The organism is Pseudarthrobacter sp. 1G09 (assembly GCF_050038305.1).
GTDB lineage: Bacteria > Actinomycetota > Actinomycetes > Actinomycetales > Micrococcaceae > Arthrobacter > Arthrobacter equi.
This window is the reverse complement of the sequence record NZ_CP188306.1, coordinates 3,477,617-3,500,000: the sequence shown is the minus strand read 5'-3', so window position 1 is coordinate 3,500,000 and position 22,384 is coordinate 3,477,617. Positions and strand designations below refer to the sequence as shown.

Genomic DNA, 22,384 nt, shown 5'->3' with positions numbered 1-22,384 from the left:
CACAAATGCAAGAACCACGCTAAGACCACCGAGGAGCAGCACCGATGGGAATCTCCCTGGACGGACTGGCCAGCGGCCTGGACACCACTGCGCTGATCAATTCCCTCATGCAGGTGGAGGCGATCCCGCAGACCCAGCTCAAGAACAAATCGGCGGATATCCAGTCCATGGTCTCCGCCCTGCAGGCATTGAATACCAAGGTCGCGGCGCTGGCAACGCAAGCCACCGCCACTGGAAAAGCAGGAGCCCTGGAACTGGTCAGCGCCACGAGCAGCAGCGACAAAGTCACAGTCGTCACCACCGCCGCAGCGAAAGCCGGCTCCATTGATTTCACCGTGACCAGGCTGGCCCAGACCCAGGTCACTGTGTCTGAGGCCGTCGCCGCGTGGCCCCAGAGCACCCTCACAGTAACGTCGGGTGGCACCTCCAAAGACATCACCGCGGCCAGCACATCACTGGACGACGTCGTTGCAGCAGTCAACACGGCGGGCGCCGGAGTGACCGCGGCCAAAGTGGCAGTGGGAGGCGGACAGTTCCGCCTCCAGTTCACGTCGACCGCCTCCGGCCAGGCCGGGGCATTCACTGTCACCAGCTCCGGCGTCAACATATCGGAAGCAAAAACGGCCCAGGACGCGGAAATCCAGCTGTGGTCGGGCCTGGCCACCCCGCAGCCCATCACCTCATCCACCAACACCTTCACGGACCTCCTCCCCAGCATTTCCGTATCCGTCAAGGAAACAACCGCGGCACCGGTGACCGTGACCGTGTCCCGCGACGACGCAGCAATCAGCAAGGTCGCTTCCGACCTGGTCTCAGGAGTCAACGGCGTCCTGTCCCATATCGCCTCCAGAAGTACCGTCAGCTCGTCCGGAACCACCACCAGCGCAGGAATCTTCACTGGCGACAGCACCATTCGGGAAGTGAACCAGAAACTGCTCTCCGCCGCTTCCGCGCCGGTTGGCACGCCGCCGCGCTCACCCTCGGACATCGGCATCAGCATCACCAAGACCGGGACGATGGAGTTCGATGACAAGAAATTCGCGGCCGCGCTGGCCACAGACCCTGCCGGCGTCCAATCGAAGGTGCAGGAACTTGCCACGCGCATCGCAGCAGCAGCCAACACCGCATCGGACAAATACGACGGAACTTTGACCAACAAGATCTCCGGCCAACAGTCCACTGTGAAGGACCTTGCGGGCCGGATCAGTGACTGGGACCTCCGGCTGGAATCCCGGAAGCAGACCCTCCAACGCACCTACTCCGCCCTCGAAGTGGCGCTCAGCGGCATGAAGGCCCAATCGGCCTGGCTGTCCTCACAACTTGCCGGCCTCTCCACCTCATCAGGAAGCACCTCATCATGACTCCCACCTTCAGCCAGCCGGGCAACACCGCGCAGCGCAACCAGTACCTGACCGACTCGGTGCTGTCTGCCCCGCCCGCACGGCTGCTCACCATGCTCTATGACCGGCTCCTGCTGGACCTGGCCCGCGCGGAAGCCGACCAGAACGCCGCCAACTGGTCCATGGCCTCCGTGCACCTCCTCCATGCGCAGGCCATCCTCACCGAGTTGTCCTCCTCCCTCAAGGTCGATGCCTGGGACGGCGCCAGTGGCCTGCTGGGCATCTACAACTACGCCTCCACAGCGCTGATCAACGCCAACATCCAGCGCGACGCCGGCCTCACCCGCGAAGCGATCGACCTGCTGGAGCCGCTGAGGCAGACCTGGCACGAGGCCGCCGCATCCATCTCTGCAGCGGCGCCGGCAGCACCGGCCGCCCCCGCAGCGCCTGCGGGCGTGGCCGCCTTCCCCGCCTCGGCACGGGGCACGTGGGACGCTCCGTTCCCGTCCGGCGGCGGGACCCTGGGCGTTGCCTAGGGGAACAACGTACGACGACGGCACGCACCCGGGTGCGGACCTGGAGGTTGCAGGGTGGACTGCTATCCTCGACGCAATGGAGGCGGCCGCCGACCATGCGGAGGCGCTGCTCGGCAAGCCGGACCACGGTAACCGCGGCGACTGGACTCCGGCCGGGATTCCCGGGCCCTTGCCGCAGCAGCTGCGGGAGCGGGCACTCCTCCTGGCTGAACGGCAGGACACCCTGGTTCAGCGGCTCGAGGAAGCCCGGATGAGCACGCAGCGCCAGCTCAACGCTGTCAGCTCGGTACCGGGAGTTGGGGCGGCTTCCGCCGCCGTCTACCTCGACATCACCGGCTGAGGTCCGCCGGACCGGCCCACAGAAAATCACGTACTGACAGTTCCTAACGCGCCGCCTGTCAGTGCCGATAACTCCTGACAGAGCACGGATCGCTCGACGCCACGGCCATGGATCGGCCTCTGTTTCATTACCCAGGCAGGATTGCCGTGCTCGAATCCGTGACCTCCGCTGCGCTGGCCAGTGCACTGGATGGCTTGGCGCTGCGTCAGCGCACCATCGCCAACAACATCGCGAACATCAACACGCCCAACTACAAGGCCAAGCGGGTGTCTTTCGAGGATGAACTCGCGGACTCCGTGCGCCGCGGCAACGGGCATACCTCGGCCTCCGTGGAAGCCTCGTTGGAGCCCACCCAACTCAACGGCAATAACGTGAACCTGGACACCGAGACGCTGTCCAACATCGATACCGTACTGCGCTACCAGTTCGCCGCCAGGGCGGTCAACGGACAGTTCACGTCCCTCCGCGCGGCGATGCGGACCAACTGACATGACTTTTGACGCCATCGGCATTGCGGGCACAGCCCTCACCGTCCACCGGAAGTGGCTGGACGCCGTCTCGGACAACCTGGCCAACATGAACAACGCCTCGCGCACCGACGGCGAAGCCTTCCGTGCGCGCTACATCGAAGCTGCCGAAGGCGCGGACGGCACCGGAGTCTATGTGCGGAGCACCCCGGAAGGTGACGCCGAAGGGCGGATTGTCTACCAGCCGGACCACCCCCTTGCCGATGCGGAGGGCTACGTCCGGTACCCGGACATTGACCTCGCCGAGCAGATGGGCGCCCTCATCGTGGCCCAGCGCGGCTACCAGGCCAACGCCCAGGTGGTTGACCGCGCCCGCGAAACTTACCTTGCAGCACTTGAGATCGGAAAAGCCTGATGCCCATCGACGCACTCGGACCCATCAGCGGATTTGGCGGCCTTGGCGGCGCCGTCCAGCCCGTCCGCGGCACCGGCTACGGCGACGGCGCAGTATCCGCCGCAGGCTCGGCATCCGGCGGTGGATTCGCCACCGCCCTGACCGGCGCCGTGGACAACCTCCAGCAGCTGCAGTCCACCTCCAAGGAGCTGGCAGTCTCCGCCGTCACCGGCAACCTGGACGACATCCACGCTGCCACGCTCGCCTCCAGCCGCGCCCAGATCACCCTGGAGCTGGTGGCAGCCGTCCGCAACAAAGGTGTTGATGCCTTCAACGAGATCATGAGGATGCAGGCCTGATGCCGCCACAGATCACCGCGTTCTTCGCCCGGATGGGATCCGGGATCAAGGGATTCTCCGCAGCCCAGCGCACCCTGGCGATCATCGGCGTCGCTGTGCTGGTCCTCGGCACCGTCGCCCTGACATCCTGGCTGGCCAAACCCGCCTACACGCCGCTGTTCTCGGGCCTGAAAGACACGGACGCCAACGGCATCGTGGAGCAGCTGCGCAAGGACAACGTCCCTTACGAGATTGCCAACGGCGGCTCCACCATCCTGGTTCCCGAGGAGAAGGTTTACGACGAACGGCTCAAAGCCGCCGCCGCCGGGCTGCCATCCGCCGCGGCAACGGGCTACTCACTGCTGGACAAGCTGGGCGTCACGTCCTCCGAGTTCCAGCAGTCGGTGACCTACAAACGGGCCCTCGAAGGTGAACTTGCCACCACCATCCAGGCCATGGACGGCGTCAAGACGGCAGCGGTGCGGCTCGCCATCCCGGAAAAGTCGGTGTTCGTGGACAAGACCCCGGACGCCACGGCATCGGTCTTCGTCGAGACCCAGCCAGGCACCACCCTCTCTCCGGACAAGGTGCAGGCCGTGGTGCACCTGACCTCCGCGGCCATCGAAAACCTCAAGCCGGCCAACGTCTCAGTGGTGGATTCCCAGGGCAATGTCCTCTCGACCGTGGGCGGCGGAGCTGCGGGCTCCTCCTCCAAGCAGGCGGCCGAGTATCAGGAACGCACCACAGATTCCGTCAAAGCCGTCCTGGACAGCGTGGTGGGACCCGGAAATGCCACCGTGGCCGTTGCCGCCGATGTGACAGGGGAATCCGCCCAGCAGCGCAGTGAGACGTTCACCGCGGCTGCTGATGTGCCTGCCCTGAGTGAAAGCACCAAGTCCGAGACCTACACGGGAACCGGTGGGGAAGCCGCCGGAGTCCTGGGCCCGGACAATATTGCCGTACCCGGCGGCACCAACGGCAACGGCACTTTTGACTCCACGGACAGCACCAAGAACAACGCCGTCAACAAGGTCACCGAGGACCGCATCATTCCCCAAGGGGCGGTCAAGCGGCAAACGATCTCCGTGGCCATCAACCAGGCAGCCGCGGCAGGGGTGAACCTGGCATCGGTCCGGGCCCTGGTCACCTCCGCCGCGGGAGCCGATCCCGCCCGTGGCGATGTGGTCACCGTGGAGGTGCTCCCCTTCAGTACAGCGGCCGCGGACAACGCCGCCGCCTCCTTGGCAGAAGCCAAAGCCGAGGCCGAGGCTGCCCAGCAGGGCGAGTTGATGAAGACCCTGGTCATCGCCGGCAGCATCCTGCTGGCGGCACTGGCCCTGATTGTGGTGGCGCTCATTTCCTGGCGCCGGCGGCAGCGCCGGGAGCCTGTGGATCTGGGTGTCGGCATCGAATACCCGGTGGCCCCAGTGACCGCGCTGGAACCGGCGCCGGCCACGTCAGCCATCCAGCTGCCGCTTGCAGAACCGCTGCCGCTTCCTGGCGCGGACGTGCTGGACGGTGAACGCCGCCGGGCACAGATCGAGGCCATGGTGGCAGAAAGCCCGGCCCGCACCGCTGACTACCTCCGCGGCCTGATGGATGAGAGGCAGTCCGTATGACCTCCGGGCAGTCCGCCGCGGAGCTTGCCATGCTGTCCGGCGCCCAGAAGGCCGCGGTGGTCCTCATGCAGATGAGCCCGGACAGCGCCGCCGCCGTCATGGCCCAGTTCTCCGAGTCGGAGGCGGAGGACATCGCCGCCGAGATCGTGCGCCTGCGCCGCGTATCGCCAGCCGTCGCCGACCAGGTGATGGGCGAATTCCACGACATCGCCGTCAGCGGGCGGCGAGTTGCCCGCGGCGGCCAGGAACTCGCCGTCGGGCTCCTCGAAGCGTCCTTTGGCGCCGACAAGGCGGCCGGCTTCATGGACCGCCTCGCCTCCACCATGGCCGGAAAGTCCTTCGAATTCCTGGAAGTGATGGACTCCGGCCAGATCCTGGCGCTCATCGACAGCGAGCTGCCGCAGACCATCGCCCTGGTGCTGGCACACTTGCGTCCCGCCAAGGCCTCCGCCGTGATGACCGGACTCGGTGATGCGCAGCGCAGCGATGTGGCGCGCTGCATTGCGGTGATGGGCTCACCCACACCCGAAGCTGTGGGCATCGTGGCAGAGACGCTAAAGAAGCGCTCCGGTGCCGTGGTTTCGCAGGGCAAATCCACGGAAACCGTGGGCGGGATCCAACCGCTCGTGGACATCATCAACCGCTCCGACGTGGCCACCGAACGGTCCGTGCTGGACGGCTTGGAAACCCTGGACCCGGCACTTGCCACTGAAGTCCGGGCCAGGATGCTGACATTTGTGGACATCGTGAAGCTGGAGCGGCGGGACATCCAACAGATCCTCCGCGGCGTGGCACCCGAAGTGCTGGCCGTGGCCATGAAGGGCGCACCGGCGGTGGTCCTCGATGCCGTCCGGACCAACGTATCCGGCCGCAACCAGGAGATTCTCGAAGGCGAGATGGCGAACGCCGGACCCGTCAGGGCGTCCCAGGTGGAGGAGGCCCGCGCGGACATCGTCAAGTCCATCCGCGAGCTTGAAGCCAGCGGCGCCATCGTGGTGCGGCGCGGCGAGGAGGACGACCTTGTCTACTGAAGCCCGGTCTACGGAAACGACCCCGGCCCGGGTCCTTTTCCCGCAGGTCCAGGCCGCCGCGCCCTTCGATGCCCAGGACCGCGGGTTCACCCAGGGGCACGCTGCGGGGTACGCGGCCGGCCTCCGCGCAGCAGCGGCCCAGCAGGAACGGCAGGCACTGGAACGGCAGGCCGAATACGACGCGGCCCTGGCATCCGCCCGTGAATCGTCGGACAGGGCCGTGGCCCTGCTGGCCGCTGCCGCTGCCGCCTTCCAGCAACGCTTCGAACTCGTCCTGCAGGACGCCGAGGCGGTGCTCGCCGCTGGCACCATTGACCTCGCCGAAGCGGTGCTGGGCTACGAGTTGCACGACGGCGAACGCACCGCCCGTGCCGCTCTGCGCCGTGCGCTGGGCACCGGAAGGCGCACCGGAGAAAGTGCCGGGAACCCGGGCGGTAACGGCAACGGTTTGGACGTACATCCCGGCCAGCGAACCGGCCCCGGTGTGGCGGCCGTGCGCCTGAACCCGACAGACCTCCACATCCTGGAAGTCACCGGTGCCGTCAACGCGGCCCGTGCTGCCGGCGTCGAACTTGTCCCCGATCCGGCAATGGACCGTGGCGACGCCATGGCGCGGTACCCCGACGGATGGCTGGATGCCCGGCTGGGGGCCGCCCTGGACCGTGCCCGCGCCGCACTCCTGGACCCGGAAGCCCACGCGTTGCCGCCGGAAAATCCCGGAGGACGTGCATGACCGCCACCTGGCGCCCGTACGGCCCGCGCTTCGCCGACGCCCTCCACGCCGCCGCCCCGGAACGGACCGGTACCGTTACGGCTGTGCTGGGCCTCGGCCTGGAGGTCGCCGGACTGGACTGCGCCGTGGGCGACCTCGTCACAGTCGGCGAGTCTCCCGGCCTCGACGCCGAGGTGGTCGCCTCGGTCAGCGGCGGGCTCCGTTGCATGCCCCTGGGCCGCCTGACGGGCATCGCGGCAGGGGACCCGGCCCGGTCAAAGGGAAAGCCACTGATGGTTCCCACCGGCCCCGGGCTGTTCGGACGGGTCCTTGACGGCCTGGGCCGCCCCATTGACGGGAAAGGGCCGCTGGTCACCGGACGCCATGTCCCGGCGGACAACGAGTCTCCGTCCGCCATGCACCGCGCCCGGGTGGAGGCGCCGCTGCACACAGGTGTGCGGGTGCTGGACACCATGGCCACCCTGGGCCGCGGCCAGCGCATGGGCCTGTTCGCCGGGTCGGGCGTGGGAAAGTCCTCACTGCTGTCCATGGTGGCCCGCGGCACGGACGCCGAAGTGTCCGTCATCGCCCTGGTGGGGGAGCGCGGCCGCGAGGTACGTGAATTCCTGGAAGACGACCTTGGACCCGAGGGCCTGGCCCGGTCCGTGGTGGTGGTGGCAACCTCGGACGAACCCGCCCTGATGCGCCTGCGCTGCGCCGTGACCGCCACCCGGATCGCCGAATCCTTCCGCGAAGCGGGCCAGGACGTGGTCCTCATGATGGACTCGCTGACCCGCGTGGCCATGGCCCAGCGCGAGATCGGCCTGTCCGCCGGAGAACCGCCGGCAACGCGCGGCTACCCGCCGTCCACCTTCTCCCTCCTGGCCCGGCTGCTGGAACGCGCCGGCACCGCCGAGGCCGGATCGGTCACCGGGATCTACACGGTCCTGGTGGACGGTGATGATCACAACGAACCCATCGCCGACGCCGCCCGCTCCATCCTGGACGGGCACGTGGTCCTGGACCGCAAGCTGGCTGTGGCCGGGCATTTTCCTTCCGTCGATGTGCTGGGATCTGTCTCGCGTGTGGCCTCCAAGGTCAACGCTCCGGGCAACACCGCGGTGGCGGCGGTGTTGCGGAAGGCGCTCGCGGCCCGCCGGAACGCCCAGGACCTCATCGACGTCGGCGCCTACCACCGGGGCACCAACCCGCTGGTGGATGCCGCCCTGGACAACGAGGCCGCCATCAACAGCTTCCTGCAGCAGCGGATGGACGATTCCACCCCCCACCACGACTCCTGGCAGGCCCTCACCGCCCTCACCGCACGCCTCGGAGCCACGCTCGAAGGAGCCGCATGAACCGCCAGTTTCCCCTCGCCGGACTCCTCCGCCTGCGCAAGATGCAGGAAGACCAAGCAGCCGCCGGGATGTCGCGGGCCGCTTCACGGTCCCGTACCGCGGGTGAACGCCGCGCCGCTGCGCGGACCGAACTTGGGGACTCCGGTGCCACCGCCTCAAGTTCAGCGAGCCTGCTGGCCATCGCCGCTGCCCGTGCTTCCTCGCAGAGCATGCTGGCGGACCTGGACGCGCTCGCCGCCGCGGCGGACGAACAGCTCGCCGACGCCCGGGCAGATTACACGCAGGCGCGGCGCAGCGCCGTCGGCCTGGAAAAACTGGAGGGCAGGCACCACGCCGAGCGCGCCGCCGCCGATCTGCTGGCCGAGCAGGGCGTCCTGGACGAAATTGCTTCTACCGCCTGGCACCGCAACGCTGGGGAGGCCTCGGCGTGAGCATGACCGACATCATCGGCCGGATCGGGACCATTGAGTCCATGATCGAGCAGCTGTCCACGCCCAGCCGGGCCCAAAACAGCACCGCTGCACCAGCCGCTGCCGCCAACGCCGCGGCCTTTGAAACCGCCTTGGCAGCAGCCGCCGGCGGGACCTCGTCGGGTTCCTCGCTGGCTGCCGACGGCCTCTCCGGGCTCGCCGCGCTTACCGGCGCCGGGACACTTTCCGGCGTTGCCGGCCTTGGCGCGAGCATCCCGGCTTTACCAGTGCAGGCCGGAACAGCCACGGGTACCGACGTGGTGGCTACGGCCAAAAAATACATTGGCGTCCCGTACGTGTGGGGCGGTACCAACCCGGCCACCGGCATGGACTGTTCCGGCTTCGTCCAGCGCGTCTTCAAGGACCTTGGGGTGGAACTTCCGCGCGTAGTCAGCGACCAGATGAAGGTGGGAACGCCCGTGGCGTCGCTGGCCGAGGCCAGGCCCGGAGACCTGCTGGTGAGCTTCGGCGGCGAACACATCTCTATCTACCTGGGCAACGGCAAGGCCATCGACGCGCCCGTCCCCGGCCAGACCATCCAGATCCGCGACGCCTGGGAACAGCAGTCCAACCTGACCGCCATCCGCAGGATCGTTCCCGCAGCGGGGGCATCGTGATGCCGGTGCCGCTCCTTGCCGCTGCTTCCGCTGCGGGGCCGGCGCCGGTTCCGGGCGGGAACGCCGACGGCGGGGCGTCATTTGGCGCCGCGCTGCAGGAGGTCCTCGCAGGGCTGGCGGGCGGCGACGGCAGCAACGGCCCGGGCCAGCACGCGTCCGACGACGGCGACAGCACCACGGGAGCGCAGCCGGACCTGCCGGCCGGCGCAGCGGGCGTGATGCCCGCACTGATGGTGCCGGGCCAGAACCAGGTCCTGCAGCCGGGATCCGGGGCCGCCGTTCCACAACCGGGGACCCTGGCAGCGGGCTTCCCCGCGGCCGGTTCTGCTGATATGCCTGCCGCTGGACTGCTTGCGGCGGGATTTGCGGCTGGCGCGGCGAATGGCGAAGCTTCCAGCCCAACCACGGAGGCGGCAACGGCCCAGGCGCCGGCCCCGCCCGTCGGCTCCGCCCAGGCACAGCCCGCCCAGGAACGGCAACCCGGGGCCGTCGGTAAACCCGGACTCGCGGTGCCCGGCAGCCGGGCCAGCGGCCCGCTCGGTGCCGAGCCCCCGGCGTCGAACCGGCCGGTAACCGCGCAGGTCCGCCAGCAATCCCTGGAACCGGTCCAGCCGCAGGCCTCGCTTCCCGGGCAGGGCCAGGTTGCAGCGCCCACCGCGCCCATCCAGCTCGCGGCTGCGGTCCAAACTGCCCAGCCCACCACACCCTTCAGCGCGCCCAGCGCCGCACCCGGCTTCGCTTCGGGCTCCCTGGCGCCGCAGCTGGCCGGGCCGCTGTTCTCCCTTGCGGCCGCAGGTCCGGGGCAGCATGTGATGACCCTGAAAGTCACGCCGGAGGACCTGGGCCCGGTTACCGTCCGGGCCCACATCGACGGCGCGGGCGTGCGGATTGAACTGTTCGCCCCCGGGGATGCCGGCCGGGATGCGCTCCGGTCCATCCTGCACGAGCTCCGCCGCAGCCTCAGCGAATCCGGGATCGCCGGATCCGGCCTGGGCACCAGCCTGGACCTGTCAGACCACGGGGCCCCGCCCGGTTGGGATAGCAACGGACACCCCGGAACCCGCGAGCACGCCCCGCGGCAACCAACCGCCCCGGCACCCGCCGGGACCGCCGCCGCGGTCCCGGCGCGCGCCGCCGTCGTTCTTCCCTGCGACGGCGCCGGAAGCCTGGACATCCTGGCATGAGAACAACCCTGAAGGAGAGCAACCCATGACCGTCCAACCCGTCGGCGCCGCCACCCTGCAGACCGGAACCGCGGCGCGCCAGCCGGTGCAGTCCCTGGACTCGGACACCTTCATGAAGCTGCTGGTCACGCAGCTCAAATACCAGGATCCGGGTGCCCCGATGGACACCAACCAGATGATGGCGCAGTCCGTCCAGCTGTCCATGATGGAGAAAATGACCGAGCTCTCCACCGGCGCCAAGGAGAGTTTCTCGCTCCAGATGCGCACCGCGGCGGCGCAGATCGTCGGCTCCGAGGTGGCGTACGCCCTGCCTGACGGAACCGCCGGGTCTGGAATCGCCAGTGCGGTCTCCTTCACCACCGGCGTGCCCGTGGTGACCGTGGGCAGCAGCAAAGTACCGCTCGATTCAATCTCCGGGATCAGCGTCCCGGCCAGCACGTAGAACCCCGCACCCCCAAACCTCCACCCCATCCCACGAAAGGCCCACCCATGTTGCGTTCCCTGTACTCCGGCATCTCCGGACTCCGCGCCCACCAGACCATGCTGGACGTCACCGGCAACAACATTGCCAACGTGAACACCACCGGATTCAAGGCGTCCGCAACCCAGTTCCAGGACACGCTCTCGCAGATGACGCAGGCAGCAGCCGCAGGACAAGACGGCGCCGCGGGGTCCAACCCGGCCCAGATTGGCCTCGGCGTGCGGGTGGCCGGCATCAGCACCAACTTCGGCCAGGGCTCGGCGCAGAGCACCGGGCGGGGCTCGGACATGATGATCTCCGGCGACGGCTTCTTCATCACAGGCAAGGGTGCCCAGAACTTCTACACCCGCGCCGGCGCCTTCGAACCGGACAGCGAGGGCCGGCTGGTCAGCCCGGACGGCGGCATCCTGCAGGGCTGGACCGCGGCCAACGGCGTGCTCAACACCGGCGGCCCGCTGGGCAATATCGTGCTCTCGCCCAACGCCACCTCTCCGGCCACCGCCACTACCCGGACCACCCTGGAAGGCAATCTGCCCTCCGACGCGGCGGTGGGGACCGTCGTCGAACGCCAGGTGAAGGTGTTCAACGCCGACGGCGCCGCGCGCACCCTGAACTTGACCTTTAGCCGCACCGGCGCTGGCTGGGACGTGGCGGGCGTGGACGCCAACGGTGCCACCGGGACGTCTGCCGTGGCCTTCCAAAACGGTGCCCTCACCGGCGGCGGAACCCTGGCCGTGGGCGGCATCACCGTGGACCTGGCCGCGGTGACCGGGTATGCGGGGATGAGCACGCTGACAATCGCCACCCAGAACGGTTCCGAGGCCGGCAAGCTGGAGTCCTACTCCCTGGCCGCCGACGGTTCCCTGGTGGGCTCCTTCAGCAACGGCAGCCGGGAGGTGCTTGCGCGGGTGGCCCTGGCCCGGTTCGCCAACCCCGGTGGACTGGAGAAAACCGGTGGCTCCAGCTACGTTGCCTCCGGAAACTCGGGTGCCGCCCAAGTGGGAACGCCGGGGCAGGCCGGCATGGGCACCCTGGCCACGGGCTCGCTGGAAATGTCCAACGTGGACCTCTCCCAGGAATTCACCAACCTGATCGTCGCCCAGCGGGGATTCCAGGCAAACGCCCGGATCATCACCACGTCGGACGAGGTGCTGCAGGAGTTGTCCAACCTGAAGCGCTAATCCATAACCCCTGTCATCCCCAACCCTCCATCCATTGCTCCGTAACCGCCATTTTGGCGCTCATAACGGCGGTTACGGAGCAGTCGATGAGGGGGAGCTAACCGGAAAGCCTGGCCGGCCGACAGTAGGGAGGGAACACCCCCACCCCGGACAGAGCAGAAACGGCCCATGATCGTTGTCACCCGCCTCAACGGCACCCGCTTCGCGGTAAATCCGGATGTCATCGAACGGATCCACGAAAGCCCGGACACGCATCTGGTCACGCTCGACGGCGCCACGTACGTGGTGTTGGAAAGCCTCAGCGAGGTGGTGGAGCTGATCGCGGATTACCGGGCCTATGTCCTTCGACGGGCACGGGACCTGCCACCCGCCACCGGGCACCCGCTCAGCATTGTCCGGACACCCGAGGAGTAACCCATGGATCCCGCAACAATCATTGGACTCTTCCTGGCTTTCGGGTCCGTTTATGTCATGGTCACCCTGGAGGGGGCGCACGTCGAGGCGCTCCTCCTGCCTGCCCCCATGATCCTGGTCTTCGGCGCCACTCTTGCCGTAGGCCTGGCGGGCAACACCCTCCGGGATGTCATCCAGGCGTTCAAGGACTTGCCCAGGGCGTTCGTGGCCAGGCCGGCCAAGCCGCAGGACAGCATCGATCTCCTGGTGGGATACGCAGAGAAAGCCCGCAGCGAAGGGCTTCTGGCACTTGAGGATGAAGCCAGCACGGCGAAGGACCCGTTCGTATCCCGGGCGCTGCAGAACATCGCCGACGGCACTGACGCCGAAGATTTGCGCACGCTCATGGAAGACGAGATCGACACCAAGATGCGCCGCGACCGGATCTCCAGCAAGTTCTTCGCCAGCCTGGGCGGCTACGCCCCCACCATCGGCATCATCGGCACCGTAGTGTCGCTGACCCACGTCCTGGAGAACCTGTCCACACCGGACCACCTGGGGCCCATGATCGCCACCGCCTTCGTGGCCACCCTCTGGGGACTGGTGTCGGCGAACTTCCTGTGGCTGCCGTTCAGTTCCCGGCTCAAACGACTCTCGGACCTGGAAATCGAGCAGATGACCCTGCTGATGGAGGGCATGCTGGCCGTGCAGAACGGCACGCAGCCGCTGCTGCTGGCTGAGCGGCTCCGGGCCATGGTCCCGGCCAACCAGCTCGGCAAGTCCGGCGGCAAGGGTAAAGGTAAGGGCAAGGAGCAGGCCACGGAAGGGCTCGCTGACCTGGGCCGGGCCGCTTGAAAAGGCGCCGCCGCAGGGGCCACGAACCGGAGGAAGAACACGTCGACGAACGCTGGATGGCCTCCTACATGGACATGGTCACCGTGCTGATGTGCATGTTCATCGTCCTGTTTGCCATGTCCACCGTGGACCAGGCCAAATTCGACAAGCTCCGCAATTCCCTGGCCACCGGGTTCGGTGCCGTGGCCAGCCAGACCGTGGACACCGCCAGCGGAACCGTGGTGCCGCCCGAACAGATGGACAAGGACGCTGAAGCGTTCTCCTCCCTGGACCTCGCCATCAAGGAAGTGGACAAGCTCACCGCGCTGCAACAGCAGATGGAAACAGCGCTGAAGGCCCAGCGGCTCGATTCGAACGTGGAATTCCAGATCACCGAGCGGGGCCTGACGGTGAAGCTGGTGGGCTCGCAGGCGTTTTTCCTGCCGGACCGCCCGGAACTGACCCGGCGCGCGAGCCAGGTGCTCGACACCATCAGCCCCACCCTGGCCCCTGCCGGCCTGGAAATCATGGTGGAGGGGCACGCGGCCAACGGCATTACCGCATTCCCGTCCACCTGGGAACTGTCCTCGGCACGGTCGGTCAACGTGCTGCGCTACCTGGTGGACCGCGGGGGAGTGGCGCCGGGCCGGATCGGGGCCGTGGCCTTTGGCTCCGCGCGCCAGGTCAACGACGATTCCACCGAAGAGCTCATGGAACTGAACCGGCGCGTTGATGTGGTGGTGCTCTCGGACAAGGCCGAGGCCATCCGCGACCTCATACCGCAAGCGGTCGACATTGAGGCAACACGCAAGCCCTGACAGCTGCTTACGCCGGGACAGCGGCTGCCGATAGTTGCACCCGTGAGTGAACTGGAGGACCGGCAGGCGCCGCGGCAACGGAGCGTGGATGTCTACGACTTCCGCCGGCCTACCACCCTGCCCCGGCAGCACAGCCGGGTCCTTGAAGTCGCCTTCGAAACCTTCGCCCGGCAGTGGGGAACCCAGCTGACCGCGAAGGTAAGGGTCAAGTCCTCCGCCACCCTGGAACAGCTCAGCATGCAGAGCTACGACGAGTACGCCGCCTCCCTGCCGTCCGTGACCTCCATGGTTCTGTGCCGGATCGATGGCAGCGAATCCCGGTTGGTCCTGCAGTTCCCCGCCACCGCAGCGCTGGCCTGGATCAGCCGGATGCTCGGCGGTTCCGGGGACACCGCCGTCCCCGAGCGGAAGTTCACCCAGATCGAGCACGCCCTGGTGCGCCGCATGGTGGAGGACAGCCTGGAGGACCTGAAGTACTCCCTGGGGTCCCTGCTGGCCGCGCCGCTGGCCATGGACGTGGTCCAGTACAACTCCCAGTTCGCGCAGGCGGCCGCCCCGGGGGAGCTGATGATTGTGGCAGCCTTCAGCGTTCAGGTGGGCGAGTTGCCCAGCGCTGCCACGCTGGCCATCCCGGCGGACGCCCTGCTGCCGGGCCTGGGTGCCGTGAATCCCACCGCCCCCACGGCCGACGCCGGCGCCCTGGTCCGCGCCCAGGTGGCCCAGGTGCCGGTGGACGTCGCCGTGCAACTGGCCTGCACATCGGTGACGCCCGCGCAGATCCTGGGGCTCGCCGTCGGGGACGTCCTGCCCCTGCCGCACCCCGAGAACAGCCCGTTCGACGTCACCATCAACGGCACCCGGCTGGCCACTGCGGCGCCGGCCCGGAACGGTTCGCGCGCCGCTGCCGTCATTGTCACCACCGAGGAGAACCCGCGATGACCATCACCCTGAACCTGCACGAATCCTCGGCTCAGCAACTGGCGCTGCACCTGCCGCACCCGGGCGTCCTGTCGGTTGCCGGGATTGTCCCGGCGCTCTCCGCCGCCGCGCATGCCCCGCAGGCCGTCACGGCAGCGTTCGTGGGTGCAGTCACCGCGGACCTTGCCCTCATCCTGGCGGACAGGTCCTTCCTGGCAGCCGCGGGCGGAGCCTCCTCCGGCCTGGTATCCGCCGTGGACGTGCTGCGGCCCGCCATGGAAGCCGCCGCCACCGTGTTCGGTGCCGGCGTGCTGGGGGAGCTGCGCGAAGAGGATGCCGGCGCGCTGCTCTCCGATCCCGAGACCGCCGTGTTCGAACTGGCCGGCGGAGCCGGGCCTGCCGGCTGGTTCGCCGTCCGCGTCCGCGAGCACGGCACGGTGAACGACGTGCAGCGGACCTCCGCCGACGTGTCCGTCCCGGCGCGGCTGGGCCTCATCAGCAACGTGGAAATGTCTCTCACCGTGGAAATCGGGCGTACCCGGATGTCGGTCCGCGACGCCCTGGCCCTGGAACCGGGCAAGGTCATCGAGCTGGACCGGTCCGCCGGGGCCCCCGCGGATGTGCTGCTCAACGGGCGCCTGATCGCCCACGGCGAGGTGGTAGTGGTGGACCAGGACTACGCCGTCCGCATCACCCGCATCCTCGACACCGCCGAGGGACTCGGGTAAATGGACTCACTCATCCTGGGGCTGCGCGTCCTCGTGGCCCTCGGTGCGGTGCTGGGCCTCATGTGGTACCTGCAGCGCCGCGTGACCAAGGCGAAAGGCCACGGCCGCCGCCGCGCCAGCCGGACACTGAGCGTGGTCAGCCGCCAAAGCGTCGGCCAGAAGGCTTCGGTGGTGGTGATCGACGCCGGCGACAGGCGGTTCCTCCTCGGCGTCACCGAGCACAGCATCAATGTGCTGCACGCAGGCGAGATTCCGCCAGAGGCGGTGGAAAGCAGAGCTCTGGAGGTCGCCGGCGACCTCGCGGAAGAACGTACGACGGCGGCGCAGCGGCCCGCGCTGCCGGCCCGCCCGCCGCGGGCGGTCGCCGCACCCGCTGCCACCTCCGGCGCGGACGGTTTCGCCGCCGTCTTCCAGGAAGCTGCCGGGATGCCCCGGCGCGCCGACCTGCACCGGCGCGTGGCGTCGTCGTCCATTCAAACCTCCAGGCTGCACGGCTCGCTGTTGGCCGGGTCCACGTGGCGGCAGGCTGCCGAGGCCTTCCGCGGACGCCGGACTTGAACCCAACCGCGCGGTGGCACCCGGTGGGGAGGGTGTGGCAGGTGGCCGCCTGGGCGGGCCTGCTCGCCGTCGTCCTCGTCCTGCTGTCCGCCTGGCTGGGCGCCCCCTCCGGGCACGCCGCACCGCTGCCGCCCACGCCGCCCACTGATCCGGCCCAGCCCGGCAGCGGCAACGTCAGCATCGAGATCAACGGCCTGGACGGCCAGCCCTCCACCGCCGTCGTCACCCTGATCGGCATCACCCTGCTGTCCGTGGCGCCTGCGCTGCTGCTGATGATGACGTCCTTCACCAAGATCTTCGTGGTGCTGGCCATGACCCGGAACGCGTTGTCGCTGCCGTCCATCCCGCCCAACCAGGTGCTCGCAGGCCTGGCCCTGTTCCTCTCCCTGTTCGTCATGTGGCCTGTCCTGACGGAGATCAACACGGACGCGGTGCAGCCCTATTTGAACGGCAACCTCGACTTCAACGGTGCCTTCTCCGCCGGCGCCGGCCCGCTGCAGCACTTCATGCTGGGGCATACCCGCGAGGAGGACATCGCCCTGATGACCCGCGCTGCCCGGATGCCCAACCCGGAGAATCCCGAGGCCGTGCCCCTGCAGACCCTCATCCCGGCGTTCATGATCTCGGAGCTGCGGGCCGCGTTCATCATCGGGTTCGTCATTTTCATCCCATTCCTGGTGATCGACCTGGTGGTCTCCGCGGCCCTGATGTCCATGGGCATGATGATGCTCCCGCCGGTGATGATCTCGCTGCCGTTCAAGATCCTGCTGTTCATCCTGGTGGACGGCTGGGGCCTGGTCATCACCTCGTTGATCCAGAGCTATACCTGATGGATACCAACGCCGTCCTGGACATCTGCCTTCAGGCCATGATCGTGGCGGCCAAGCTCGCCGCCCCCGTGCTGGTCACCGCCCTGGTGGTGGGCCTTGCCATTTCGCTGCTGCAGTCCATCACCCAGCTGCAGGAAGCTACCCTGTCCTTCGTGCCCAAGGCCGTGGCCGTGGCCATCGCCCTGGTGGTCTGCGCGCACTGGATGATCACCGAGATGGTCGCCTTCACCAACGAGCTGTTTACCCGCATCCCCGGGCTGCTCGGGGGAGGGTGAGGTGGACATCCCCATCAACCAGCCGTGGCTGGAGGCCATGCTGCTGGCCTCGGTCCGGATGATCGCATTCCTGGTGGTGGCACCTCCGTTCGCGCACCACGCCATCCCCGCCCGAGTGAAGGCCATGCTGGGCCTGGGGCTCGGCCTGGCGGTGTCCGGCCGCGTGGCTGACGGGTATGTCCCGCTGGGCACGGCAGGGTTCATCACGGCCATCGTCCTGGAGCTGGCCACCGGCCTGGCGCTCGGGTTCCTGGTGTACCTGGTGTTCGCCGCCATCCAGTCCGCCGGCAGCCTGATCGACCTCTCCAGCGGCTTCCAGATGGCGCAGGCGTTCGACCCCCAGATGATGGTCAACGGCGCCCAGTTCACCCGGCTGCTGCAGATGGCGGCGTTGGCACTGCTGTTCGCGTCGGACGGCTACCAGCTGGTGATCGGCGGGCTCACCGGCAGCTTCGCGGCGTTTCCCTTGGCTGGGGGAATTGATCTTGCCCGCCCGGTGGAGGCCATGGTCCAGGCCGTGACCGGGATGTTCCTGTGCGCCGTGCAGATCGCCGGGCCGCTGATGGTGGTCTTGCTGCTGGCCGACGTCGGGCTGGGCCTGCTGACCCGCGTGGCCCCTGCGCTGAACGCCTTCGCCCTCGGCTTCCCGCTGAAGATCTTGCTCACACTGGTCTTGGCCGGGTTTCTGTTCCTGGGGCTGCCGCGCATCGTGGCGGTCCTGACGGAGCAGGCGGCCAACACCCTGATGGGGGTGGGCTGAGTGTCGGACTCGCAGGAGAGGACCGAGCAGGCCACGGACAAACGGATGCGGGAGGTCCGGTCCAAGGGCCAGCTGTCCCGGTCCCAGGACCTGACCGCGTGGCTGGGCGTGGGGGCAGGGGCTGTGATGCTGCCGTCCACCATCGACCGTGCTTCCAACGCCGCCGTGGACCAGGTGTTCAGCGTCCGCGCTATCACGGAGAGCCCGGACCCCGCCAAGGCGGTCCATGCGCTGGAGCTGGGCCTGGCTTCGATGGCCGGCGTCCTGGCGCCCATGTTCGTGGTGGTTTTCCTGGTGGTGCTGGCCGGTTCCGCGGTCCAGGGCGGGGTGCATTTCAAGAAGTTCCGGGCCGAGTTCGAACACTTCAACCTGGTCAGCGGCATCAAGCGGCTTTTCGGCATGCAGGCGGTGTGGGGCGGCCTCAAGGCGCTGCTGAAGGCTGTGGTGGTCGGGATTGTCCTCTACTCGGTGGTGCAGGGGCTGATTCCCGTGTTGCTGACCGCGGGCGGGCTCCCGGTGTCCGGCGTGATCGCGGCAGCGGGGGACGGCATCGGCGCGTTGGTCCAGTTCGCCGTGGCAGCCGGCCTGGTGCTCGCGGCGGTGGACGTGCTGGTGGTCATGCGCCGCAACCGCAAGAAGACCCGCATGTCCAAGAAGGAAGTCACGGACGAGAACAAGAACACCGAAGGCGATCCGCTGGTCCGATCGCACCGCCGCTCACGGCAGTTGGCCATGAGCAGGAACCGCATGATCGCCGCCATCGCCGATGCCGACGTCGTCCTCGTTAACCCCACGCACGTCGCCGTGGCGTTGAAGTACGACGCCGGGAAGTCGGCTCCGCGGGTTGTGGCCAAGGGTGCGGGGGTCATCGCCGCCCGGATCAGGGCCGAGGCCGAGGCCAGGGAGGTGCCCATGGTGCAGGATATTCAGCTGGCCAGGGCCCTGCATTCGTCCTGTGAGCTGGGCCAGGAGATTCCGGTGGAACTGTACCGGGCGGTGGCCGGGGTCCTGGCGTTCGTCATGTCGCTGAAATCCCGCGGTGCAGCGCGGGGGATGCACCGAATGGCCGAGGCCCTATGAGACCGCCGTCCATACCTTTGACTCCCCATCCCCTGACCAGCACCGGCCCCGAAAGGACCACCCATGAATAAACGACTCGCCAGGCTGGCCGTGCCGGTGGGCATCGTGGGCATTGTGCTGCTCCTCGTGGTCCCGGTCCCTGCGCCGCTGCTGGACTTCCTGATTGTCTGTAACATCCTGCTGGCGCTGCTGGTCCTGCTCACCAGCATGTTCGTGAAGAAACCGCTGGATTTCTCCGTCTTTCCGTCGCTGCTGCTGGTGGCCACGCTGTTCCGGCTGGGCATCAACGTGGCGTCCACCCGGCTGGTGCTGGGACAGGGCTACGCGGGGCAGGTGATTGAGGCGTTCGGGCACGTGACGGTGGGCGGGTCCATGATCATCGGTGCCGTGGTGTTCCTCATCCTGGTGGTCATCCAGTTCGTGGTGGTCACCAAGGGTGCCGAACGCGTGGCAGAGGTGGGCGCCAGGTTCACGCTGGACGCCATGCCCGGTAAGCAGATGGCCATCGATGCGGACCTCAACGCGGGTCTTATCACGGACACGGAAGCCAGGAAACGCCGTGCCGAGGTCTCCGCCGAGGCCGATTTCTACGGCGCCATGGACGGTGCCTCCAAGTTCGTCAAGGGTGATGCGATAGCGGGCATCATCATTATCATCATCAACTTCCTGGGCGGCATTGCCATCGGTGTCCTGCAGCGCGGCATGGAAGCGGGGGACGCGCTGAACACGTTTGGCCTGCTGACTATGGGCGATGGCCTGGTGACGCAGATCCCGGCGCTGCTCATGGCGGTGTCCACCGGCATGATTGTCACCCGGTCCAACGCCGAGGAGGACATGGGCAAGACGGCCTCCTCCCAGCTGACGCAGTCACCCAACGCCCTGCTCATCGCCGGCCTGGCGGCCGTGGCCATGGGCCTGATCCCGGGGATGCCCATCCTGCCGTTCCTGGTGGTGGCAGGCCTTCTGCTGTTCGCTTCCCGCCGGCTGGCCGCGCAGCAGAAAGCCAAGGCCGAGCTGCTGGCTTTGGAAGAGCAGGCCGCGGGGGTCCCGGAGGAAGACCCGAACGAACGCATCATGGAGGACATGCGCGTCCACCCGGTGGAGATCCTGCTGGCCCCGGACCTGGTGGACATTGTCTCCGGCGCCTCGGATGACCTGCTGGCCCGCGTCCGTTCCCTGCGGCACAAGATCGCCATGGACCTCGGCGTCGTGATCCCTCCGGTGCGCACCCGGGACAGCGTGGAGCTGCCGCCCGCCACATATGCCATCCGCATCGCCGGGGTGGAGGCCGGGCGCGGCACTGCGCCCGCCGGGAAGATGCTGGCCCTTGGGGACTTCCTGGACGCCCTCCCCGGTGCCTCCACGGTGGAACCCGTGTTCGGGTTGGCCGGTAAGTGGATCCCGTCCGAGATGCGGCACAGCGCCGAAATGACCGGCGCCACCGTCATCGACAGGGTCTCGGTGTTGGTCACCCACCTGTCCTCGATCGTGTCGGCGAACGCCGCCCGGCTGCTGTCCCGTGAGGATGTGCGGGTCCTCACCGAGGGCGTCCGTAAGCAGAGCCCCGCGGCCGTGGAAGAGCTCACGCCGGGGCTGCTGTCCCTGGCGGAGATCCAGCGGGTGCTGCAGGGACTGCTGGAGGAACAGGTGCCTATCAACGATCTTCCGCGGATCTACGAAGCCCTGGCGCTGCGGGCCAAGGCATCCACGGATCCCGAGGCGCTGATTGAGGCGGCCCGCCAGTCCCTGGGGCCGGCATTGGCCGCCAAATACCTGGATGGGGGAGTGCTGCACGTGGTCATGATCGACCCCCTGCTGGAACAGTCCATGCTGGAGGACCTCCGGCCCGGTGAGGGCGGAACCCAGATCGTCATGAACCAGCCCCGGCTCGACGCCGTGCTGGGCTCGCTCAAGCAGTCCCTTGAATCGGCAGCAGCCGTGGGCCGGCAGGCGGTCCTGGTGTGTGCACCTGCCCTTCGCCCGGCGGTGCGGCGGCTTGTTGCAGCGCCCGACGGCGGCGTGACAGTGCTGTCCTACCGTGAAGTCACGTCCGCGAACGTGGGCATCGAGACGGTGGGGGTGGTCCGGCATGCCGAAGCACTTCAGGCTTAAGGGCCCGTCCCTGGAAGCTATCCGGGACAAGGCCGTGGCCAGGCACGGGGCCGGAGCCAGGATTATCGCGGCCGAGAAGGTCAGCAACCCGGGCATTGCGGGGCTCTTCGCGGGCGACCGGTTCGAGGCCACCGTGGAAGTCCCGGATGTAGTTGCGTCTACCGCCGTTGCCTCGCCCTTGGGGTCCGCTGCCATGCCGAACGTTTCCGGAGGCGTTGAGCGTACGACGGCGGAGGGCGGCTCAGCGTCTGAAGCCCACCCCGCGCTGCGGCGCACCGCCATCGCGGCGCTCCTGGAGGAGGCGGACGCCAGTGAGCGGCTCTTGCACACTACGCGCCCTGGCGACGGCAGGGGACCGGCGGTGCCGCCCGTCGGCGGGCCGACCCTGCCCGCCGGTGAAACCGCCCCCGCCCCGGTCTCCACCGCCGGTGCCGACTTCGCCGGACTGTTGGCGCAACTGGGCAGCGAATACGGGGAGCCGCCGCCCGCCCTCGTCCGTTCCACTGACGAACCCAGCGCACCCAAACCGCGGAAGCTCGCGCCCCTGGCCGGCGCCGGGGACCTGGTCCTGCTGCTGGGCCTCGGTGACGATGCCCTGGGGCCCGCCCTGGAAATCTCGATGGCCGCCGGTGGCTGTGACGTCCGGACCGGCGGCAAGCTGTCCGCGTTCGGCCACCTGCATGTGGCGGACCGGCAGTCGGCCACCGCGGCGCGCGCCAGCTCCGTCACCACCGGGCAGACGCTGCTGCTGGCCTATGGGCTGGGGCGGCCCCGGGACGTCGCCGCCCAGGCTGCACTTCTCGACGCCATCGGGGCGGACCAGGTCTGGGCCGTGGTGGATGCCCGCCGTAAGGCCGAGGACACTGCCGCGTGGCTGGCTGTCCTGGTGGACCGTGTGGCTGTTGACGCGCTCGCCGTAGTGGGCTCGGAGGATACGCTGAGCCCGGGAACGGTGGATGGGCTGGGCCTGCCGGTCGGTTGGCTGGATGGCAGAAAGGTAGATTGAGAAC

27 protein-coding genes are annotated in these 22,384 nt (G+C 68.2%); all 27 read left to right on the top strand.

The annotated features are described in order from the left end of the window. The first annotated feature begins 44 nt into the window (after positions 1 to 44). The 27 genes from fliD (at position 45) to ACP3TD_RS16000 (ending at position 22,380) form a co-directional block, all read left to right on the top strand. Positions 45 to 1,361 carry a flagellar filament capping protein FliD gene (gene fliD, locus ACP3TD_RS16130; RefSeq protein WP_426763992.1) on the top strand — a complete coding sequence of 439 codons (1,317 nt, stop codon included), beginning with the start codon at positions 45 to 47 and terminating at the stop codon, positions 1,359 to 1,361. After that, positions 1,358 to 1,876 (top strand): flagellar export chaperone FliS, encoded by a 519-nt coding sequence (fliS, locus tag ACP3TD_RS16125; RefSeq protein WP_426763991.1) that lies wholly within the window; start codon positions 1,358 to 1,360, stop codon positions 1,874 to 1,876. The genes fliD and fliS overlap by 4 nt, the downstream gene beginning before the upstream one ends. Further along, positions 1,869 to 2,216: a hypothetical protein gene (locus ACP3TD_RS16120; RefSeq protein ID WP_426763990.1), complete on the top strand. Its 348-nt coding sequence runs from the start codon at positions 1,869 to 1,871 to the stop codon at positions 2,214 to 2,216. The genes fliS and ACP3TD_RS16120 overlap by 8 nt, the downstream gene beginning before the upstream one ends. Positions 2,217 to 2,362: 146 nt before the next feature. Then, positions 2,363 to 2,704: a flagellar basal body rod protein FlgB gene (locus ACP3TD_RS16115; RefSeq protein ID WP_426763989.1), complete on the top strand. Its 342-nt coding sequence runs from the start codon at positions 2,363 to 2,365 to the stop codon at positions 2,702 to 2,704. A gap of 1 nt (position 2,705) precedes the next feature. Then, positions 2,706 to 3,098, top strand: a complete 393-nt coding sequence (locus tag ACP3TD_RS16110; RefSeq protein ID WP_426763988.1) for a flagellar basal body rod protein FlgC — start codon at positions 2,706 to 2,708, stop codon at positions 3,096 to 3,098. Further along, the gene (gene fliE, locus ACP3TD_RS16105) at positions 3,098 to 3,436 is read left to right on the top strand and encodes a flagellar hook-basal body complex protein FliE (RefSeq protein ID WP_426763987.1); all 339 of its coding nucleotides are present in this window, start codon (positions 3,098 to 3,100) and stop codon (positions 3,434 to 3,436) included. Before ACP3TD_RS16110 ends, fliE begins: the two co-directional genes overlap by 1 nt. Next, positions 3,436 to 5,034, top strand: coding sequence for a flagellar basal-body MS-ring/collar protein FliF (fliF, locus tag ACP3TD_RS16100; RefSeq protein WP_426763986.1), 1,599 nt, complete (start codon positions 3,436 to 3,438; stop codon positions 5,032 to 5,034). The genes fliE and fliF overlap by 1 nt, the downstream gene beginning before the upstream one ends. Beyond that, on the top strand, positions 5,031 to 6,065 hold the full coding sequence (fliG, locus tag ACP3TD_RS16095; protein WP_426763985.1) for a flagellar motor switch protein FliG: 1,035 nt from the start codon (positions 5,031 to 5,033) through the stop codon (positions 6,063 to 6,065). The genes fliF and fliG overlap by 4 nt, the downstream gene beginning before the upstream one ends. Then, a complete protein-coding gene (locus tag ACP3TD_RS16090; protein ID WP_426763984.1) occupies positions 6,055 to 6,798 on the top strand; it encodes a hypothetical protein in 744 nt (247 codons plus the stop codon). The genes fliG and ACP3TD_RS16090 overlap by 11 nt, the downstream gene beginning before the upstream one ends. Beyond that, positions 6,795 to 8,135, top strand: a complete 1,341-nt coding sequence (locus ACP3TD_RS16085) for a FliI/YscN family ATPase (RefSeq protein WP_426763983.1) — start codon at positions 6,795 to 6,797, stop codon at positions 8,133 to 8,135. The genes ACP3TD_RS16090 and ACP3TD_RS16085 overlap by 4 nt, the downstream gene beginning before the upstream one ends. Next, positions 8,132 to 8,566 (top strand): flagellar FliJ family protein, encoded by a 435-nt coding sequence (locus ACP3TD_RS16080; RefSeq protein WP_426763982.1) that lies wholly within the window; start codon positions 8,132 to 8,134, stop codon positions 8,564 to 8,566. The genes ACP3TD_RS16085 and ACP3TD_RS16080 overlap by 4 nt, the downstream gene beginning before the upstream one ends. Before the next feature lie 2 nt (positions 8,567 to 8,568). Continuing rightward, a complete protein-coding gene (locus ACP3TD_RS16075; RefSeq protein WP_426767274.1) occupies positions 8,569 to 9,222 on the top strand; it encodes a C40 family peptidase in 654 nt (217 codons plus the stop codon). A 5-nt stretch (positions 9,223 to 9,227) separates the two neighbouring features. After that, a complete protein-coding gene (locus ACP3TD_RS16070; RefSeq protein ID WP_426763981.1) occupies positions 9,228 to 10,406 on the top strand; it encodes a flagellar hook-length control protein FliK in 1,179 nt (392 codons plus the stop codon). A 25-nt stretch (positions 10,407 to 10,431) separates the two neighbouring features. Next, the gene (locus ACP3TD_RS16065; RefSeq protein ID WP_426763980.1) at positions 10,432 to 10,848 is read left to right on the top strand and encodes a flagellar hook assembly protein FlgD; all 417 of its coding nucleotides are present in this window, start codon (positions 10,432 to 10,434) and stop codon (positions 10,846 to 10,848) included. Between the two features lie 47 nt (positions 10,849 to 10,895). Beyond that, positions 10,896 to 12,068: a flagellar hook protein FlgE gene (locus ACP3TD_RS16060; protein ID WP_426763979.1), complete on the top strand. Its 1,173-nt coding sequence runs from the start codon at positions 10,896 to 10,898 to the stop codon at positions 12,066 to 12,068. Between the two features lie 168 nt (positions 12,069 to 12,236). Next, a complete protein-coding gene (locus ACP3TD_RS16055) occupies positions 12,237 to 12,482 on the top strand; it encodes a flagellar FlbD family protein (RefSeq protein WP_015938139.1) in 246 nt (81 codons plus the stop codon). Between the two features lie 3 nt (positions 12,483 to 12,485). Beyond that, positions 12,486 to 13,316, top strand: coding sequence for a motility protein A (locus ACP3TD_RS16050; RefSeq protein ID WP_426763978.1), 831 nt, complete (start codon positions 12,486 to 12,488; stop codon positions 13,314 to 13,316). Further along, positions 13,313 to 14,113, top strand: a complete 801-nt coding sequence (locus ACP3TD_RS16045; RefSeq protein ID WP_364311127.1) for an OmpA/MotB family protein — start codon at positions 13,313 to 13,315, stop codon at positions 14,111 to 14,113. Before ACP3TD_RS16050 ends, ACP3TD_RS16045 begins: the two co-directional genes overlap by 4 nt. Before the next feature lie 42 nt (positions 14,114 to 14,155). Next, positions 14,156 to 15,052 carry a flagellar motor switch protein FliM gene (locus ACP3TD_RS16040; RefSeq protein ID WP_426763977.1) on the top strand — a complete coding sequence of 299 codons (897 nt, stop codon included), beginning with the start codon at positions 14,156 to 14,158 and terminating at the stop codon, positions 15,050 to 15,052. Beyond that, on the top strand, positions 15,049 to 15,759 hold the full coding sequence (gene fliN, locus ACP3TD_RS16035) for a flagellar motor switch protein FliN (RefSeq protein WP_426763976.1): 711 nt from the start codon (positions 15,049 to 15,051) through the stop codon (positions 15,757 to 15,759). The genes ACP3TD_RS16040 and fliN overlap by 4 nt, the downstream gene beginning before the upstream one ends. Next, positions 15,760 to 16,317, top strand: coding sequence for a flagellar biosynthetic protein FliO (gene fliO, locus ACP3TD_RS16030; RefSeq protein WP_426763975.1), 558 nt, complete (start codon positions 15,760 to 15,762; stop codon positions 16,315 to 16,317). Between the two features lie 41 nt (positions 16,318 to 16,358). After that, the gene (gene fliP / locus ACP3TD_RS16025; protein ID WP_426767272.1) at positions 16,359 to 17,147 is read left to right on the top strand and encodes a flagellar type III secretion system pore protein FliP; all 789 of its coding nucleotides are present in this window, start codon (positions 16,359 to 16,361) and stop codon (positions 17,145 to 17,147) included. Beyond that, positions 17,147 to 17,422, top strand: a complete 276-nt coding sequence (gene fliQ, locus ACP3TD_RS16020; RefSeq protein WP_426763974.1) for a flagellar biosynthesis protein FliQ — start codon at positions 17,147 to 17,149, stop codon at positions 17,420 to 17,422. Before fliP ends, fliQ begins: the two co-directional genes overlap by 1 nt. A 1-nt stretch (position 17,423) precedes the next feature. Then, the gene (locus ACP3TD_RS16015) at positions 17,424 to 18,182 is read left to right on the top strand and encodes a flagellar biosynthetic protein FliR (protein ID WP_426763973.1); all 759 of its coding nucleotides are present in this window, start codon (positions 17,424 to 17,426) and stop codon (positions 18,180 to 18,182) included. Beyond that, entirely contained in the window at positions 18,183 to 19,262 is a 1,080-nt protein-coding gene (locus ACP3TD_RS16010; protein ID WP_426763972.1) for an EscU/YscU/HrcU family type III secretion system export apparatus switch protein, read from the top strand. It abuts the gene before it with no gap. A 63-nt stretch (positions 19,263 to 19,325) separates the two neighbouring features. After that, positions 19,326 to 21,374 (top strand): flagellar biosynthesis protein FlhA, encoded by a 2,049-nt coding sequence (locus ACP3TD_RS16005; protein ID WP_426763971.1) that lies wholly within the window; start codon positions 19,326 to 19,328, stop codon positions 21,372 to 21,374. Then, a complete protein-coding gene (locus tag ACP3TD_RS16000; protein WP_426763970.1) occupies positions 21,352 to 22,380 on the top strand; it encodes a hypothetical protein in 1,029 nt (342 codons plus the stop codon). Before ACP3TD_RS16005 ends, ACP3TD_RS16000 begins: the two co-directional genes overlap by 23 nt. The last annotated feature ends 4 nt before the right edge of the window (positions 22,381 to 22,384 follow it).